Origin of the sequence: Caballeronia sordidicola (assembly GCF_000729995.1) — a bacterium.
Taxonomy (GTDB): Bacteria; Pseudomonadota; Gammaproteobacteria; order Burkholderiales; family Burkholderiaceae; genus Caballeronia; species Caballeronia sordidicola_A.
Genome location: NZ_JNFG01000202.1, coordinates 179,068 through 195,525 on the forward strand (window position 1 = coordinate 179,068; position 16,458 = coordinate 195,525).

15 protein-coding genes are annotated in these 16,458 nt (G+C 60.2%); 3 read left to right on the forward strand and 12 right to left on the reverse strand.

Annotated elements, in window-relative coordinates; all coding sequences use genetic code 11:
- Positions 1-154: 154 nt before the first annotated feature.
- A complete protein-coding gene (locus FH08_RS0141090) occupies positions 155-1,378 on the reverse strand; it encodes a cupin domain-containing protein (RefSeq protein ID WP_051888926.1) in 1,224 nt (407 codons plus the stop codon).
- Positions 1,379-1,411: 33 nt separating this feature from the next.
- Between FH08_RS0141090 and FH08_RS0141095 the strand changes: the two genes are divergently transcribed.
- The gene (locus FH08_RS0141095; RefSeq protein WP_031363930.1) at positions 1,412-1,951 is read left to right on the forward strand and encodes an FKBP-type peptidyl-prolyl cis-trans isomerase; all 540 of its coding nucleotides are present in this window, start codon (positions 1,412-1,414) and stop codon (positions 1,949-1,951) included.
- Positions 1,952-2,046: 95 nt separating this feature from the next.
- On the opposite strand, the gene FH08_RS0141100 is transcribed toward FH08_RS0141095, so the two are convergent.
- The 7 genes from FH08_RS0141100 to FH08_RS0141130 all read right to left on the reverse strand — a co-directional run bounded on the left by FH08_RS0141100 (position 2,047) and on the right by FH08_RS0141130 (position 10,818).
- Positions 2,047-3,351: a hypothetical protein gene (locus tag FH08_RS0141100; protein ID WP_035568629.1), complete on the reverse strand. Its 1,305-nt coding sequence runs from the start codon at positions 3,349-3,351 to the stop codon at positions 2,047-2,049.
- A 64-nt stretch (positions 3,352-3,415) separates the two neighbouring features.
- The gene (gene mutS / locus FH08_RS0141105) at positions 3,416-6,037 is read right to left on the reverse strand and encodes a DNA mismatch repair protein MutS (protein ID WP_051888945.1); all 2,622 of its coding nucleotides are present in this window, start codon (positions 6,035-6,037) and stop codon (positions 3,416-3,418) included.
- A 401-nt stretch (positions 6,038-6,438) separates the two neighbouring features.
- A complete protein-coding gene (locus FH08_RS0141110) occupies positions 6,439-6,822 on the reverse strand; it encodes a hypothetical protein (protein WP_152603049.1) in 384 nt (127 codons plus the stop codon).
- A complete protein-coding gene (locus FH08_RS0141115; protein ID WP_031363934.1) occupies positions 6,819-7,586 on the reverse strand; it encodes a hypothetical protein in 768 nt (255 codons plus the stop codon). The genes FH08_RS0141110 and FH08_RS0141115 overlap by 4 nt, the downstream gene beginning before the upstream one ends.
- 372 nt (positions 7,587-7,958) lie before the next feature.
- Positions 7,959-8,327 carry a DUF883 family protein gene (locus FH08_RS0141120; RefSeq protein WP_031363935.1) on the reverse strand — a complete coding sequence of 123 codons (369 nt, stop codon included), beginning with the start codon at positions 8,325-8,327 and terminating at the stop codon, positions 7,959-7,961.
- A gap of 136 nt (positions 8,328-8,463) precedes the next feature.
- Positions 8,464-9,762: a lysophospholipid transporter LplT gene (gene lplT / locus FH08_RS0141125; RefSeq protein WP_031363936.1), complete on the reverse strand. Its 1,299-nt coding sequence runs from the start codon at positions 9,760-9,762 to the stop codon at positions 8,464-8,466.
- A gap of 255 nt (positions 9,763-10,017) precedes the next feature.
- Positions 10,018-10,818: an inositol monophosphatase family protein gene (locus FH08_RS0141130; RefSeq protein ID WP_031363937.1), complete on the reverse strand. Its 801-nt coding sequence runs from the start codon at positions 10,816-10,818 to the stop codon at positions 10,018-10,020.
- 326 nt (positions 10,819-11,144) lie between these two features.
- Here FH08_RS0141130 and FH08_RS0141135 point away from each other — a divergent pair, with 326 nt between their 5' ends.
- Positions 11,145-11,960: an RNA methyltransferase gene (locus FH08_RS0141135; RefSeq protein WP_031363938.1), complete on the forward strand. Its 816-nt coding sequence runs from the start codon at positions 11,145-11,147 to the stop codon at positions 11,958-11,960.
- 265 nt (positions 11,961-12,225) lie between these two features.
- Positions 12,226-13,014 (forward strand): serine O-acetyltransferase, encoded by a 789-nt coding sequence (cysE, locus tag FH08_RS0141140; RefSeq protein ID WP_031363939.1) that lies wholly within the window; start codon positions 12,226-12,228, stop codon positions 13,012-13,014.
- 71 nt (positions 13,015-13,085) lie between these two features.
- On the opposite strand, the gene FH08_RS0141145 is transcribed toward cysE, so the two are convergent.
- The 4 genes from FH08_RS0141145 to FH08_RS0141160 form a co-directional block, all read right to left on the reverse strand.
- Positions 13,086-13,895 carry a UDP-2,3-diacylglucosamine diphosphatase gene (locus FH08_RS0141145; protein WP_031363940.1) on the reverse strand — a complete coding sequence of 270 codons (810 nt, stop codon included), beginning with the start codon at positions 13,893-13,895 and terminating at the stop codon, positions 13,086-13,088.
- Entirely contained in the window at positions 13,892-14,389 is a 498-nt protein-coding gene (locus tag FH08_RS0141150) for a peptidylprolyl isomerase (protein WP_031363941.1), read from the reverse strand. Before FH08_RS0141150 ends, FH08_RS0141145 begins: the two co-directional genes overlap by 4 nt.
- Positions 14,390-14,580: 191 nt before the next feature.
- A complete protein-coding gene (locus tag FH08_RS0141155) occupies positions 14,581-15,162 on the reverse strand; it encodes a peptidylprolyl isomerase (protein ID WP_031363942.1) in 582 nt (193 codons plus the stop codon).
- Between the two features lie 114 nt (positions 15,163-15,276).
- On the reverse strand, positions 15,277-16,122 hold the full coding sequence (locus tag FH08_RS0141160; RefSeq protein ID WP_063771269.1) for a tetratricopeptide repeat protein: 846 nt from the start codon (positions 16,120-16,122) through the stop codon (positions 15,277-15,279).
- Positions 16,123-16,458: the final 336 nt, after the last annotated feature.

Consider the following 16,458-nt stretch of genomic DNA (forward strand, 5'->3'; position numbering starts at 1 on the left):
GCCGTTGTGGACTCACATTATGTATGTCTGTGAGACTTCCTACGGCTTGGGCGGAAATTATATGCACTTTCGTATCGACCGTCGATAAATCAGGGGACAATACGTTGTCTTTCTCATACATTTCAACCCGCGGAACAGCAAGATAGTCCAAACACTAGGCGTTTGCGTCAACTTGTATCCAGCCCGCACAATACCACTCGTGCAGTAGCACTGTCATTGACGAATCGCCTGAGAGTGTTACAAAGCGTTTCCCCTCCAAATAGCGTTTGTCGGCGAGTTCAGGGAGCCATTTTTTGGCTTTTCCCGACATTAAATCCTGCTCGCCATTCATAAAATAAGCGTGCGTGTCATAAAGCAGCACGGTCTTTTTATCGAGCTTCAAACCAGATTGTTTCGCGCGTTCGATAAATCGGTTCTCATTCAAGGGGCGTCGCGGTGGATCGAATACGACATTCGGCTTCGGTTCGCTCAGGTACGTGCCGAGAAACGAAGCAACGTCCTTCTCATTCCATTCAATGTTCGCAAGGATCGCGCCAACCCGCTCGATCATGATCTGCGGCAACAATGCAGGGCGGCTGACTGCCGGCTGCGCCGGGTCCCGGTAGCGCAGGGCGCCACTTTTTGCGCTGGCGCTGTGGGCATCGTCCAGGCGTTCCGCAAGGTGGTACAGGAACTGTCCTGACAGTTCGCTTGCAGAAGGCGCCCGGAAGCCGATAGACGCGGTCATGCACTCGCCCTCTGCCACGCCATCATGGGCGATGTGGGGCGGCAAATAAAGCATGTCGCCCGGTTCCAGAACCCACTCCTCGTCGGCTTCGAAGTGCTGTAAAACTTTCAACGGCAACCCCTCTTTTAGCGAGAGATCGCGCTGCGCGCCGAAGCGCCAGCGCCGTTTGCCGTGAACCTGCAGGAGGAAGACATCGTAGGAATCGAAGTGCGCGCCCACGCCGCCGCCGTCGGTGGCGTACGAAATCATGAGGTCGTCGAGGCGGGCGTCGGGGATGAAACGGAAGCGGTCTAGCAGCGCGCGGGCACGGTCGTCGTGCAGGTTCACCCCTTGCACGAGTAATGTCCAGTCACGCTTTTTCACAGATGGCAATTCATCGGGCGCAAAAGGCCCGTGCTCCATTGCCCAGGACTTGCGAAAATGCGTGATGAGGCGCGATTCCGCATCTTCGCTATCGGCGAGTTCGAACAGTTCGTCGCGCGATAGAGGGGCTTGAATGCCAGGAATTGCCTGACGGATCAGGAGCGGCTTTTTCTGCCAGTACCGGCGCATGAATTGCGCAGGCGTGAGGTTGCCGAGCAGGGTTGAAGGTTCGTCGGGAAGCGGCACCGCGAAAGGACTTGAGGGAACGTTAGGAGACCGCGCTGGCATCGTATAATTGAGGCTTGTATCTTGGAGAATCCAATGAAAATCGCAAAAGACACCGTCGTATCAGTAGCCTATAAGCTCTCGGACGCTCATGGCAATCTGATCGAGGAAAGCGACGAGCCGATGGTCTATCTGCACGGCGGCTATGATGGCACGTTCCCCAAGATCGAGGAAGCACTCGACGGTCAGGAAGCCGGCTATCAAACCCAGTTGCAGCTCGAACCGCAGGATGCGTTCGGTGAGTACGATCCCGATCTCGTGAAAGTCGAGGCGCGCGGCCGGTTTCCGGAACCGCTCGAAGTCGGCATGCAGTTCGAAGGCACCCCGGAAGACGGCGAGGACGAACTCGATTCGCTGATCTACACGGTTACCGACGTGGCGGAAGATAAAGTCGTGCTCGACGGCAATCATCCGCTAGCGGGCATGGCGCTGCGTTTCGCGCTGAACGTGCAGGAAGTCCGCGAAGCCACCGAGGACGAGAAAGAACATCAGCACGCTCATGGCCTCGACGGTCTTGAAGTGCTTGACGAGGATGACGAGGAGCCGGGCAAGGACGCTGGTCCGACCTTGCACTGAGGGGGTTTGTACGGCTTGAACGAAGCGATGTGAAACAAGGCGCAGGCAGGTTGCTGCGCCTTTGTTTTATTTCGCGTGATGATCCGTGAGCGGGTTTATTGGCCTGTGCCCGATGCGCCGCTCGCCGGCACTGGCAGGATCGGCGGCAGGTTCGCGGGCGAGTTCAAGTTCAGCATGGGCGGCACTGAAGACGCAGGCGTGCCCGTGTCCGGTTGACGCGCCGGCGGGGAGTGTTGCATTTGCTGTGTGGGTTGCACGGGCTGCATCTGCTGGAAAAATGATGAAGGCCCTGGGGTGTCGTTTTCAACGCCGGGCATCGATGGAGGTGACGAGGAAGGCGAAGGCGGCGACGACGGTATCGACGAAGACGCGGGCACGCTCGGCGCCGACGCCTGGCCGGGTGGCACCGGCCACACGATCACGTCGCGCACGCGCACCCGAAAGGGCGGCCGCCATGCGAAGTCCGACTCCACTTCCAGCCATTGCGATTGTGGTTTCTTCAAACCTATCGCGATGCGCGTCAGGTTGGCCACCACCGTGCCTTTGTCGTTGCGCAGTGGCTGGTCGATGCGAAAGCCTCTGGGTATTGGCGTATCCGACGTGTGAATCACGATCACGGGTCCGCGAAACAATTCGGCGGCTTTGACAAGACTGCGCTTGAGTTCGAGAAAACCATCGCGCGACGTATCGCCGCGAGAAAAACGCAGCCATGCGAAACGATCGCGACGCTCGTAACGCGCGAAGTCGGGGTCACCCTGCAGGATCACGACGACCGCACGCATGTCCGAGCGTCGCGCGGTTTCCACAGCATGCTCCAGCCAGAACGCATTGGCGACAGAGCGGTCCTCGAACTCTCCGTTGCGTCCGCCCGCGGTCAGATAGTGGTTGTTCGGCGCGGGCGCGTTCAGGCCAATGAACGCAACACCGTTGGTTTGCCATCGGACATTTTCGCGGAACGGCCGGAAGCGCGCGACATCGCTCTCGCGGATCACGTTCATTGGGGTCTGGCCCAGCGAAGTCGAGTCGCCGAAGAACAACTGACGGATGAAATCCAGCCGTTCTACCGGATCGTAATTGCCCGCTTGCGCGAGACCGCACGACGCCCAGTCGTTGCCGCCGGGCAGCAGGACAACCGGTTTGCGCGAGGCATCGAAGATTTGGTGGCGCGTGTCGTAGAGTGAATCCCGGCACGGTTGCGTTTCGCCTTTGAGGTCGCCGTCGTAGACGATGAACGATGTGCTCCGTTCTTCTCCGATGGCATCGAGCAGATGCTGGAGCGCAGTTTCGCCGGAGGCCTTGTCGAGCACATTCGAAGCGATCGCGAATGTGAGTGGTGTGGGCAGCGGCGCCTCGGCTTGCGCGCGCTGCCATCCTCCGGCCAGCAAGAAGAGGGTAGTCAAGCAGATGACGACATGAGTTCGCCCCATGCGTCTCGCGCCCGGCCAGTCGGTGGTCAAGTCCGCCTTAACGCGACGCATCCGGAGCGTTCGACGCCAGCTCATGTAGTTCGTAGAGCAGATCGAGTGCGTCGCGTGGGCGCAATTCGTTCGGATCGATTGCACGCAGCCGGTCGAGCGCGGGGTGCGGCTGCGCTTCGGCTGGTTCCTCGTGTTCTTGGGAGTGAGCGATCTCAACAACAGGTGGTGCAAACAGATCGAATTGCGGCGATGGCTGGCCGATCGACTGCTGCTCCAGATGCGCCAAGTGTTTCCTTGCAGCCTTGATGACAGCCGGTGGTACGCCCGCTAGTTGTGCGACCTGCAAGCCGTAGCTCTGGTTCGCCGGACCTTCGTTCACCGCGTGCAGGAACACGATGCCGTGATCGTGCTCGACCGCCGACAAATGTACGTTTGCTGCCTGAGCAAACTCGGCCGGCAACTGCGTCAGTTCGAAATAATGCGTGGCGAACAACGTATGGCAGCCGTTATGCGACAGCAGATGACGCGCAATGGCCCATGCGAGTGCGAGGCCGTCGAAGGTGGACGTGCCGCGGCCGATCTCGTCCATCAGCACAAGACTCGACGGTGTGGCGTCGTTGAGGATAGCCGCCGCTTCGGTCATTTCCACCATGAAGGTGGAACGGCCGCCGGCGAGATCGTCGGCGGCGCCGATGCGCGTAAAGATCCGGTCGATCGGGCCAAAGCGCGCGCGTTTCGCAGGCACATAGCTGCCCACATAAGCCAGCAGCGCGATCAATGCGGTCTGTCGCATGAACGTCGACTTACCGCCCATGTTCGGTCCGGTGATCAGCAACAGCTTGCGCTCGGTATTCAGGCAACAATCGTTCGCAATGAACTGCTCGACCTGAGCTTCCACCACCGGATGGCGCCCTTGCTCGATGTGGATACCTGCGTCGCCCGCGAATTCCGGTGCGATCCAGTCGAGCGCGAGCGCCCGCTCTGCGAACGCGCCAAGCAGGTCGAGTTCGGCGAGCGCAGCCGCTACGCGCTGGCAGTCGCCAATGTGCGGCAGCAGCGTTTGCAGCAGCGCGTCATAGAGCAAGCGCTCGCGGGACAGCGCGCGGTCTTGTGCAGACAACGCCTTGTCCTCGAATGTTTTCAACTCCGGCGTGATGTAACGCTCGGCATTCTTCAGTGTCTGGCGACGGCGATAGTCATCCGGAACCTTGTCCGTCTGGCCACGCGTGACTTCGATATAAAAGCCATGCACCTTGTTGTACTCGACCCGCAGGTTCGCGATGCCCGTACGCGTGCGTTCACGCGTTTCCAGGTCAATCAGGAACTGGTCGCAGTTCTCGGAGATGTCGCGAAGCTCATCGAGGTCAGCGTCGTAACCGCGGGCGATCACGCCACCATCGCGGATAAGCGCCGCGGGTTCGGGCGCGATTGCGCGGCTCAGCAGCGCGAGGCACTCGGGCGGCGGCTCAAGCGATATATCGATACGTTCAAGCGATACCGCGTTCATCTTCACGGCAGCAAGCCGTTCGCGCAGTTGGGGGAGTGCCGCGAAGGTATCGCGCAGGCTGGAGAGATCGCGTGGCCGCGCCGACAGCAGCGCGAGCCGCCCCGTAATCCGTTCGATATCCGAAATCTGCCGCAACGCTGCGCGCAAACCATCGAGGCTCGCGGTTGCGGGCGCGTCGAGCAACGCGCCAATTGCACGCTGCCGGCTTTGCGCGATAGTGAAGTCGCGTGGAGGATGATGCAGCCAGTGGCGCAGCAGACGGCTGCCCATGGTCGTGCAGCATGTGTCCAGCAGCGAGCACAAGGTGGGAGACTCCGTGCCGCGTAAGGTCTCGGTGATTTCGAGATTGCGTCGCGTGGCCGGGTCGAGGCCGATGTACTCGGATTCGTACTCCACCTTCAGGCTGCGCACGTGCCGCAGTTGCTGGCCCTGGGTGGCGGCTGCGTACAGGAGCAGCGCGCCCGCGGCGCCGCACGCTGAGGTCAGCGAGTGCGCACCGAAGCCGTCGAGGCTGGCGACATCGAGTTGCTCACGCAGACGTTGCGTGCCCGAGTCGATATCGAAATGCCACGCGGGCGAGCGCGTTGTCGCTCCTACGTTCGGCACTTCGAACGGCGCGTTGGTCGCAGAAAATGAGTCGGCCATTAGCGTTTCAGCCGGGCGAATGCGCTCCAGCGCCGCGCTCAATTGATCGGGCGCGACTTCGGCGAGGCGCAATGCGCCGCTCGCCAGGTTCAACCATGCCAAGCCAACGCTCGTGACCACGCCGCGGCGGTTATGCGCCGGGCAGAGGGCGAGCAGGAAAACGTCGTTCTTGTCAGAGAGAAGCGCGGCATCGGTCAGTGTTCCTGGCGTGACTACGCGCACGACCTTGCGCTCGACCGGTCCCTTCGATGTGGCCGGGTCGCCGATCTGCTCGCAAATAGCGACGGATTCCCCAAGTTTCACGAGCTTCGCCAGATATTGCTCGCACGAATGATGGGGGATGCCGGCCATCTTGATCGGGTTTCCGCCTGAGGCCCCGCGTTGCGTGAGCGTGAGGTCGAGCAGGCGCGAAGCCTTGACGGCGTCGTCGAAGAATAGCTCGTAGAAGTCGCCCATCCGGTAAAACACGAGCGTGCCGGGATGCTCCCCTTTGATGCGTAAATACTGCTGCATCATGGGAGTATGGTGCGACAGATCGACAGCGGCGCCGGGTTCCTGCGCGACGGGGCTCAAGTCTTGAGCGGTAGACGAAACGGAGATATGCGTACCCATCTTGCGTGCGTGAATGTGCGAAAGTCCTAAGGGCACGAGTGTACCGCGTCGGCTGGCCGCGGGAATGTCGGCCGAATAGCTAACGCTGGACGGAGCGCAATTTCCTGTTATGCGGCCAATACGGGAACCCATCACAAGAGACGTTCAGACGAGCAAAAACACCGGGCGGCCGGTGTTTTTGGTTTATCGGGAAACTCATGCAAGACCGATCATGATCGCTCAACCAGGAATCCGACCAGCAGGGCAGGGCCGGCGGCAACGCCGAACGGTGGTGGTTCGTCGAAAGGGCGGCTTTGTGGCACGGGTCACATGACCCTTTGTACGATCGCTTCGGCGCCCACTGCCGTCGCCGAAGCGAGCGCGAGGCTTACATCGGAATGGATCTGATAGTCGGCTCTCACGCGGGCATCGATCAATGGACGGAGCTTTTTACTGAGCGCCTGGGAGACAAAATAGTTGTCATTTTGTTTGCTGCAGGTCGGATTTGCCAACTGCGAGATCAACTGCTGATGACGTCCCCGCGCGGTGCCGACCGACCCTGGTGCGGGAAGGGCATTGTGAAACGCATTGGCGGCATGAAATGCGCCGTAGTACGCGCGACTGCATACCGCGCGATACTGCGGCTCGCCCAACGCCTGCTTCAGCAACTCAGCAGCACAGTCGACCAGCTCTCGGGGCGTGGAGCTCAAGATGCCACCGCTTCAAAGACGACGTCGAACGCGACGTTCTTGTTGATGCCCGCTTTGTCTTCTTCCCTCGCTAATTCCACGTTCATGTCGAACGCTTTTTCGGCCCCGACAGGTACCGCGAGCGAGTAAGTAACGCCGCTAAAAAAGTCCTCCGCCGACGTGACAAGCACTGATGCGTTCGGCCGGATTTGATAGCGCCGAAGGACCGCACCTGCAACGTCGAGCTGCCGGCCAATCTCTTGATCCGAAATTCCCGCATGACGAAGAATGGCGTTGGCCGTCATGACTTCCTGGACTTGATTCTCATCCCAATTGATGCGCATTTCTCTAGCCCTCTCGATGAACGAGGCTGCTTGCCCGATCGCGCCAGCCTTGTAGCCGACCTCGAGCAGCAGTGTGAAGTAACCTGTTTCCGGATGACCTGTTACCGCGTAAAGGCTTTGGGCGGCAGAAAACAAGCCCAAGTTCAAACGGTTTATCATCCAGTTTTCACGGTTCGAACCGGAGTTTCCCAGTCGAACGCTGTTCGCAAACGCAGTTTCAGTTCCTGCCAGGTCTCCAGCGAGACCCTTCCATGCGCCAGCTGCTTCCCAGGCAGCGCACGCGTCTACCTTCATTATTGAATCAATCTCGATTTTGGTTTCCCGCCATTCCCGCACGAAAGGTGTCAACTGCGCTGAGTTGAAGTAGTGCGAAGTTGTTGCCTGGAGAGCGTTGATCCGATCGAAAATTTGTGCTGTCTTTGGTTGAGCTATCGCTTTCATTAGTCCTACTTTGCTGACATCAGGAGCGTACGCTGGTTAAGGATTTTTCGCCTGTCAAACGCGGACGTGCGAAAAAATAAATTTTTTGCTTAGTCATGCAAGTTGTTGTTGACAGCTTCTACGGGCGGTCCGACCAAGCATTGCGCGTATTGAAACCGGTGCAGTTAAGTGGTCGTTCGAGCGCCGAAGTGCCAAGACATTAGCCTACCGCGATGACTCAACGCAGTAACCCTGACTGGATGGCTAACGCGGAGCTGGGCGCCATGTCCCGTTGTGCGTGCAGATCTTAAAAAGCAACCGTCCAAAAGCAAAAACGCCGGCATGCCGGCGTTTTTGCTTTATCTCTAATGTCATGCAAGACCAATCACCCAATCAGGATCGTCCCGCCAGGAATCCGACCAGCAGCGCGAGTCCCGCCACCGCGCCGAGCGTATGCCACGGCTTGTCGTGTACGAATTCATCGGCGTAACCGGCGGCGTCGTTCAGCCGCCCCGCAATGACCGAAGACGAACCGTCGAACTGGGCGCGCGCCGTTTTTAGCTTGGTTTGCAAGTCTTTGCGCAGCTTGTCCACGTCGATGTCTTTCGCATCGCGAATCGAACTGTCGAGGTCGTCGAGCAAACCGCGCAACTGCGTGCTGGCGGTATCGACCGCGGCGCTTGCGCCCTGAACCGCGCGATGCCCCACTTTGGCCGCGCCATTGATGTTGCCATCGAGTGTGGAACGTGTGAATAGACCCATTTGCAGCTCCTTGACGTGTCGTTTGTTTGGATGCTCGTTGCAATCCACGCGCTCGGTGCAACGAGCGCGACTCTCTTGCAGGCCGAACAAAGCATGCAGCAGATTTCGTTCCTGCGCCATGATTCGCGTCACCCTGTCACTCTTCGACCAGCCCACCCAAATCCACCGTCCGCTCATTGCGCGCATGGCGCCGCATGGCAAGCCACATCATCAGGCAGATAAACACGCCGAACACTACGATAATCCATTCCACCGGCAGGTTGGTCGTCAGCAAAAGCGCGTACGCACCAAGCATCGACAAAACGGCGAGGTTCTGGTTGAAATTCTGAACCGCGATGGATGCCCCGGCGGATAGCAGCGTCGCACCGCGATGCTGGAGCATGGCGTTCATCGGCACGATGAAAAAGCCCGACAGCGCGCCTAACAGAATCATCAGCGGATACGCGCCCAGGATATAGAGCGGTGCGAACAGCGGGCCGATATGCACACCGGAGCCCGCCGGAAACAGGTCCTTGTTATAGAAAGCCATACCGATGGCCACAGCACCTGTCACCACGCCGATCGGCAGGACCTTCAGCGAACTGCGCAACGGCACCCACGCGGCGGCCGCACTCGCGCCGATCGCAATACCGAGCCCCGTCACGCCCTGCAGCACTGCCGCTTTTGATAACGACAAACCCAGGTTCGACGCCGCCCATTTGAGCACCAACAGTTGCAGCGTGACCGCGGCACCCCACAGCAAGGTCGTGACCCACAACGCGATCTGCGCCAGTTTGTCGCCCCATAACACTTTGAATGCATGGGTGAAATCGCCGACAAGCTTTGACGGCTCCTTTAACCGGTTAGGGTATCGCGCGCCGGTATCGGGAATGCCGATGTTGATCACCGCCGCCGCTGCATAAACAATCATGACGGCGAACATGGCGGCGTCGGCGGCCGAGCGGATCAGTACGAGATGTGCGCCGCTAATCAAGTGCTGAACATACTGGCTCACCAGTGCACCGCCAATCACAGTGCCGAGAATCGTCGATCCGACTGTTGCCGATTCAAGCCACGCGTTGGCCGGGATGAGCTTTTCGGGCGGCAAGAGCTCGGTGAGGATGCCGTATTTCGCAGGGGAATACGCTGCGGCGCCGAGACCGACCACGCCGTAAGCGATCATGGGGTGCACGCCAAGGATCATCAGCGCGCAGCCACCGGCTTTCAGCGCGTTGGAGACGAACATCACGTAGCGTTTCTGGATGGCGTCGGCGAATGCACCCACGAACGGCGCGAGCAGCACGTACGACACGGTGAAGAAAATCTGCAACAGCGGGGTGACCCACGACGCGGAATGCATCACCGAAAGCATCGCTATGGCAGCGATCAGCAGCGCGTTGTCGGCGAGCGACGAAACGAACTGCGCGGCAATGATCGTATAGAAGCCTTTTTTCATTAGACGGAAGAGGAGCGGCGGCAGAAAGGGTGAGGAGTGCCGCGGACGGCGAACAGGGCACTTTAGCGGAGGCGGCGCCGGCGTGCAGAATTGCACGGGCGACGTTAGTCTTGCGGCAGGCTCGGAGAGCTGTTTCGGCGGGCGGGCGCAAACCGCCGAAGGCTGCTGCGATGCCGCGCACGGAGCGTGGCTCGGGAAACCGCGCGTTCAAACAAAAAGGCGGCCGCAGCCGCCTTTTTCAACCCTTTCCAACCGTCATGCGCTTTGGCGCGTGGTGGTGAACGGATCGAGAATCTTGATCATCTGCGCGTAAACTTTCGGGTTGCCCGCAACAATCTCGCTTTTGTGCAGGAAATCCGATTCACCCGTGTAGTTGCCGACCAGCCCGCCTGCTTCGGTGATCAGCAAGCTGCCCGCAGCCACGTCCCATGCGTTGATGCCTTGTTCGAAGAACGCATCGAGCCGGCCTGCGGCCACATTCGCCAGATCCAGCGCGGCGGCGCCAGGGCGGCGCAAGCCGGCACAGGCTTCGGTCATCTGCGAGAAAAGTTTGGCATATGCTTCGAGGCCAGAACCGTCGCGGAACGGGAAACCCGTGCCGACCAGCGCGTCGCCGAGACGATCCAGTTTTGCCACGCGAATGCGCCGCTCGTTCAGGTAAGCGCCGCTGCCGCGCGATGCGGTGAACAGGTCGTTGCGGGTGGGGTCGTACACCACCGCTTGCGTGATGATGCCCTTGTGGGCTAGCGCGATGGAGACGCAGTAATACTGGAAACCGTGGATGAAGTTGGTCGTGCCGTCGAGCGGATCGATGATCCACTGGAACTCCGAGTCCTTGTCCTGCACGCCGGATTCCTCGGCGAGGATGGAATGCTTCGGATAGGCGGTGGTCAGCGTTTCGATAATCGCTGCCTCGGAGGCCTTGTCGACTTCCGTCACGAAGTCGTTATGCTGTTTTTTGCTGACCTGGATGCGGTCCAGGTCCAGCGACGCGCGGTTGATGATCTGTCCGGCGCGGCGAGCGGCCTTGACAGCAATATTGAGCATCGGATGCATGAAAATAGTCCTTTGGCCGGCGGCTGCGGTTCACGCACGCGCGTGAAGTCGCGCATGAAGTCCCAGCCCCGAACGGAAAACGGCCCAAACCAGCGGGCAAAAACGACGTGTGTCGACGGCAACGAATTGAAGAAGAGCGGGGCGCGTGCCTGCTTTGAACCTGCAATAGTGGCTAAATACAGCAACTTGCAACAGCGGACACACGCGAACGGCCTATTTTACCCGAGTCGGCCGCCGCCGCGTCATGCACAAGCAGCTTATGTCGCCGGATGGGCCGCGCGGCGATACCATGACGTCTCTTTCAACCTTCCGGCAACTGTTTCCCCTTGGACCTGAACCCCTCATCAAACTCTCCGGATCGTCCGGACGACGCTTTTGCATCGACCCGTTTCGTGCTGGTCGAACCGAGCCATCCCGGCAATGTCGGCGCGGCTGCGCGCGCGCTCAAGACGATGGGATTTTCGCGGCTGGTCGTCGTCGCGCCGAAAATCGCGTTCGTCACGCGCGAGCCGGAAGCGATCGCGATGGCAAGTGGGGCCGACGACGTGCTTGCGTCGGCGCAAGTCGTCGAAACGCTGGCCGATGCCCTGACTGGCGTGCATTGGTCGATCGCGTTGACGGCCCGTTCGCGGGAATACGGCCCGCCGCAGATGGCGCCGCGCGCCGCGGCAGAGAAAGCCTGTGAGTTCGTCGGGCAGGGGCATGGAGGGAATTCGGGTGCTATTGCGCTGGTGTTCGGCAACGAGCGTGTCGGTTTATCGAATGCCGATGTAGAGCGCTGTAGCGCGCTCGCGCACATTCCGGCGAATCCCGCCTATAGCTCGCTGAATCTGGCGCAGGCGGTTCAGGTTCTGGCCTACGAACTGCGGCTGGCGCTACTCAGCCGCGCGGACGCAACGGCGGCCATTCCCGCGCCGACGAGCCCGACAATCTCCGCCCCAAGCGCGTCCAGCGACGAGATAGAAGGCATGTACGCGCATCTGGAACAGGCGTTGATCACACTCGATTTCCTCGATCCGGCCAACCCGAAGAAACTGATGTCGCGGCTGCGGCGGCTTTTTTCGCGCTCGGGACTGGAGCACGAGGAGGTGAATATCCTGCGGGGTATCGCCAAGCATATTCTTCTAAAGATTAAGCGATAGGAAAGTCGCGGGCGCGACAAACGCTCGGCGGAGCTGTGGTTTTATCTCGCCAGACACTAAAGCGAGCCGCACGCTGCCCGCGTTCGACGCTCCCGCATCGCGGAGTCGCTTTCAGCGCGCCAGTCCTGACCGCTTTGCCAGCGGGGGCATCGCAGCGAACTTCCGCGGCTCATCCTACAATCTGCAGAAATCGAACTATCGATTCCCGAATTCGTGCTGAGCGGCGATCGGGAGTCGGCACCCGGACACCCACAGAGCCACCGCCATGTTTAATCGACTCCGCGAAGACATCGCCGCCATCCGCGAGCGCGATCCGGCCGCCCGCAGCGCTTGGGAAGTCGTGACGTGTTATCCAGGCTTTCACGCGGTCGTCCTGCACCGGATTGCGCACGCTTGCTGGCGTGCGGGCTGGCGCTGGCTCGCGCGGTTCGTCTCGCAGTTCGCGCGTTTCATGACGGGCATCGAGATCCATCCCGGCGCGACGCTCGGCCGTCGGGTGTTCATCGATCACGGCATGGGCGTGGTGGTCGGAGAAACGGCGGAAATTGGCGATGACTGCACGATCTACCAGGGCGTGACGCTCGGCGGCACGTCGCTTGCACGCGGCGCGAAGCGGCATCCAACGCTTGAGCGCGGCGTGATTGTCGGGGCGGGCGCGAAAGTGCTCGGCGGGTTCACGGTCGGCGCTGAAGCGAAAATCGGGTCGAACGCGGTGGTGGTGAAGCCGGTTCCGGCGGGTGGAACGGCCGTGGGAAATCCAGCGCGCGTAATCATGCCGGCAACTGTCAAACCCGCGCAAAAAGACTCGGGTGTGCCTGAGCGTGCAGCGTTCTGCGCATACGGCATCACGCCGAACGCCGATGATCCCGTGTCGCTTGCCATCCACGGCCTGATCGATCACGCGTCTACGCAAGCGCATCGTGTGGATGAGATTGTCGCGGCGCTCGAGAAGCTGGGCACGCGCATAGATGCGATCAGCGGAGTCGAGACTGCCGCGTTCATCGATCTGAAGCGTCTCTCCGATGCAATGAAAGGCGAAGCAGCGCGGCGCTGAAAAAGCGGGCGGATTTCCATCATCGGACCTTGGCACGAAAGACGAAAGCCGCAGCAACACGACGCCAGCATTCACTCCAGCGGCAACGCCCGAATACCTTCGGCGTCCACGCGCAGATATCCGCCGCGTGGCTCGCCGTGATCCAGTTCCCAATCCGGCATGACCCAGCGAACGCCATCGGTTTCACGGTGACGCGCGGGCAAATGCGTGTGGCCGTGGATCATCGTGTGGGTGCCGGTGCTCGTGAACAGCTTCGCTACCGCCTCTCGTGTCACGTCGTATTTCGCCTGCACTGGACGCATCCTGCCGTCTTCGCTGGTCGAGCGCATGCGCTCCGCAATCGATAAACGCAGCTTCAGCGGCAAACTCAAGAATAGTTGTTGCGCAACGGGGTTGCGCGCAAACCGTCGAAAGCGCTGATATGCAGGGTCCGCCGTGCAGAGCGCATCGCCATGCCCCACCACGATGCGCGTGCCGAACGCCGTGATAACAAACGGATCGGGCAAGGGCAGCGCCCCGGCGGCCCGCATGAAACGTTTGCCGAGCAGGAAATCACGGTTGCCATGCATCACGTACAACGCAATGCCGCGTTCGGATAAGGTATGCATCAACGCCGTCATGCGCCTCGCAAACGCGGCGCGCGGTCCCGGCACCGATGCATCCAGTACATCGTCACCCACCCAGAATTCGAACAGGTCGCCGAGAATGAACACGGAGTCCGCATCGTTCGCCGTCACCGCGATGAAATGCTCGAACGCCGCCACCGTGTGAGGAATGGCATCGCTTAAATGGAGATCGGAAATGAAAAACAGCGGGCGCGCTGTATCTTTCGCGCCCGCTGTTTCGGCTGTTTCGATCACGCTGTGCGTCGAGTCGATCATTCCCCGGCGACGACAGCCTTTTCGATCACGACGTCATCCACCGGCACGTCCTGATGAAAGCCCTTCGAGCCCGTCTTGACCTTGCGGATCTTGTCGACGATATCGAGGCCTTCCACGACCTTGCCGAATACCGCGTAACCCCAGCCTTGCGGCGACGGCGACGAGTGGTTCAGGAACTCGTTGTCACCGACGTTGATGAAGAACTGCGCGGTGGCCGAATGCGGGTCGTTGGTACGCGCCATCGCGACGGAACCGTGTTCGTTCTTCAGGCCGTTGTTCGCTTCGTTGTCGATAGGTGCGTCCGTCGGCTTTTGCTTCATGCCGGGTTCGAAACCGCCGCCCTGAATCATGAAGCCGTCGATCACGCGATGGAACACCGTGTTGTCGTAGTGGCCTTTCTTTACGTAGTTCAGAAAGTTTTCGACCGACTTGGGAGCCTTCTCAGTGTTCAGCTCGATCTTGATGATGCCGTGATTCGTATGCAGTTCGACCATGATGAGTTCCTTTCCTTTTCAAGAGTAGATGGGGCATTACGCGACGCGCACGGCGTATGCCTGCTTTGTGCCCGCTTCATACCGGCACGCCACGAAGGCGAGCGGCTACGGCTTGTTCCCCGACTTGGGCTTTATAGGCCAATTGCCCTGCTGATTCCCAAGCTTACTTCCGGACGATCACATCGCGACGATCACTTCCCGACGACACTAGCCGACTGGATCACGACGTTCGTTTGCGGCACATCGCCCATCGGGCCGCGCGTGGTAGTCGGCGTGCCTTCGATCTTCTTCACTACGTCCATGCCCGCGACCACCTTGCCGAACACGGCATAACCGTTGCCGTCGCCGTTGGGGTAATCGAGGCCGGTGTTATCGACCGTGTTGATGAAGAACTGCGAGGTCGCCGAATCCGGATCGCTCGTGCGTGCCATGGCGAGCGTGCCGGTCGCATTCTTCAGCCCGTTCTTGCTTTCAAGCGGAATGGGCGCGCGCGTGGGTTTTTCGACGAAGCTCGTCGTGTACCCGCCGCCCTGAATCATGAAGCCCGGAATCACGCGATGAAAAATCGTGCCGTTGTACTGGCCGGACTTTACATAGTCGAGGAAGTTGGCGACGCTTTTCGGCGCCTTCTCAGGATACAACTCAACCTTGATGTCGCCTTGTGACGTCTTGAGCAGCACGGTCGGGTGAGCAGCAGTCTGCGACGACTGAGCGAAGGCGGGCGCCTGGGCGATGAGTGCAGCGCTGCCGAGCGCCAACAACAAACTTTTCATGAGTAATCGATCCTCTGGTTGGAGCAGCTACGGGTGAAGACTTGTCGAACATCCGGACATTCAGGTGCCTGGTGGTCTGAACGTCCGATCCTGCGGGATTGTCGAATTATCGGATCATGGATTCGTGGGCGCGAAGTAAGGTGTGGTCGACAGCGGCACGCTGGGTCCGGCGAACGGCGAGTAAAGCGGCGACGACATGTCGTTGGAGTTGGTGCCCGTCCAGTCATTAGAGGTTGCACTCGACGAAGACGCGGCCGTTGCCGACGAAGCTGCCGCCGCCGACGACGCGGCGAAGACATGCGAGGCGCCCGACGCCGCCGCTGCGGCCGCCGCGGCTTCCGGACGACGTCGCGGTGGCGGCGACACGATCTTCTGAATGTCGCCCACGCGCTGCGCAGTCAACGGACTCTTCGATCCGAGCGCCTGCGCCCGCTTATACGATTCGCTCGCGAGCCGCAAATATAGATCGCCGAGATTTTCGTACGCCAGCGCGTAACTTGGATTCGCCTTCGTCGCCGTTTCGAGCGCTACGCGTGCTTCGTCGTAGTTTCCCTTCTTGGCGTAGAGCGCGGCAAGATTGTTATAAGGCTCGGGCAGTTCGGGGTAGGCCTGGGTGAGCTCGGTGAACGCAGTGATGGCTTCGTCATCCCGGTTCAAACGCGCGAGTACGGTCGCACGCTTGAACTTGGCCTGCACGTCGCGCGGGTTCGTTTTCAGGCGCGCGTCGAGTTGCGCGAGCGCGCTTGGCCATTGCTTCTGCGCAATAGCCAGGTCGATGGCGGGCGTGTCGTCCGCGGTGGCGGTGGAGACTTGTGCAAGCGCCGGCGCAACTGGCAAAAAAGTTGCGCCAAGTCCGAATGTGACGGTTGCAAGGGCGGTCGCCGCTAGCTTGGCAACGCTTGATGCGCGGCCGCTTGAAGGTTTCATAGGCTCTGGTCTGGATGTTATACTCCGGCCCATTCTAACAAAACGTCTGCAACGTTCCGCTGAACGTCCAGACAGTCTTTACGCCACTCGCGGCCGCCTCCGTTTTGATTGCAGCGTGACCGTCATGTTTCTCGCGACGGCGCGCACCGTTCCCGGCGCTTCAAGTTCGAAGCCGGGCCGGGTCAAACATGTTGAACGTGCTGGAAACTTGCTGGAACGAACGTGTCGCCAAACGTTACATCGCTGATGTTCGCGTCGATTCGTTCTCTTCGCTGGTCTCATTGTCGTTCTCGATGTTGCCGTCGTTTCACGACTACCTGTAGCATGGGTCGCAGCAGCAGTGCAAAAAGCACCGTTGTGAAAGCACCA

Bases quoted from the DNA above. Each gene is read 5' to 3' on its own strand.
- FH08_RS0141090 (WP_051888926.1), bottom strand. From the start codon at position 1,378: ATGCCAGCGCGGTCTCCTAACGTTCCCTCAAGTCCTTTCGCGGTGCCG.
- FH08_RS0141095 (WP_031363930.1), top strand. From the start codon at position 1,412: ATGAAAATCGCAAAAGACACCGTCGTATCAGTAGCCTATAAGCTCTCG.
- mutS (WP_051888945.1), bottom strand. From the start codon at position 6,037: ATGATGCAGCAGTATTTACGCATCAAAGGGGAGCATCCCGGCACGCTC.
- FH08_RS0141115 (WP_031363934.1), bottom strand. From the start codon at position 7,586: ATGAAAGCGATAGCTCAACCAAAGACAGCACAAATTTTCGATCGGATC.
- FH08_RS0141120 (WP_031363935.1), bottom strand. From the start codon at position 8,327: ATGGGTCTATTCACACGTTCCACACTCGATGGCAACATCAATGGCGCG.
- lplT (WP_031363936.1), bottom strand. From the start codon at position 9,762: ATGAAAAAAGGCTTCTATACGATCATTGCCGCGCAGTTCGTTTCGTCG.
- FH08_RS0141130 (WP_031363937.1), bottom strand. From the start codon at position 10,818: ATGCATCCGATGCTCAATATTGCTGTCAAGGCCGCTCGCCGCGCCGGA.
- cysE (WP_031363939.1), top strand. From the start codon at position 12,226: ATGTTTAATCGACTCCGCGAAGACATCGCCGCCATCCGCGAGCGCGAT.
- FH08_RS0141145 (WP_031363940.1), bottom strand. From the start codon at position 13,895: ATGATCGACTCGACGCACAGCGTGATCGAAACAGCCGAAACAGCGGGC.
- FH08_RS0141150 (WP_031363941.1), bottom strand. From the start codon at position 14,389: ATGGTCGAACTGCATACGAATCACGGCATCATCAAGATCGAGCTGAAC.
- FH08_RS0141155 (WP_031363942.1), bottom strand. From the start codon at position 15,162: ATGAAAAGTTTGTTGTTGGCGCTCGGCAGCGCTGCACTCATCGCCCAG.
- FH08_RS0141160 (WP_063771269.1), bottom strand. From the start codon at position 16,122: ATGGGCCGGAGTATAACATCCAGACCAGAGCCTATGAAACCTTCAAGC.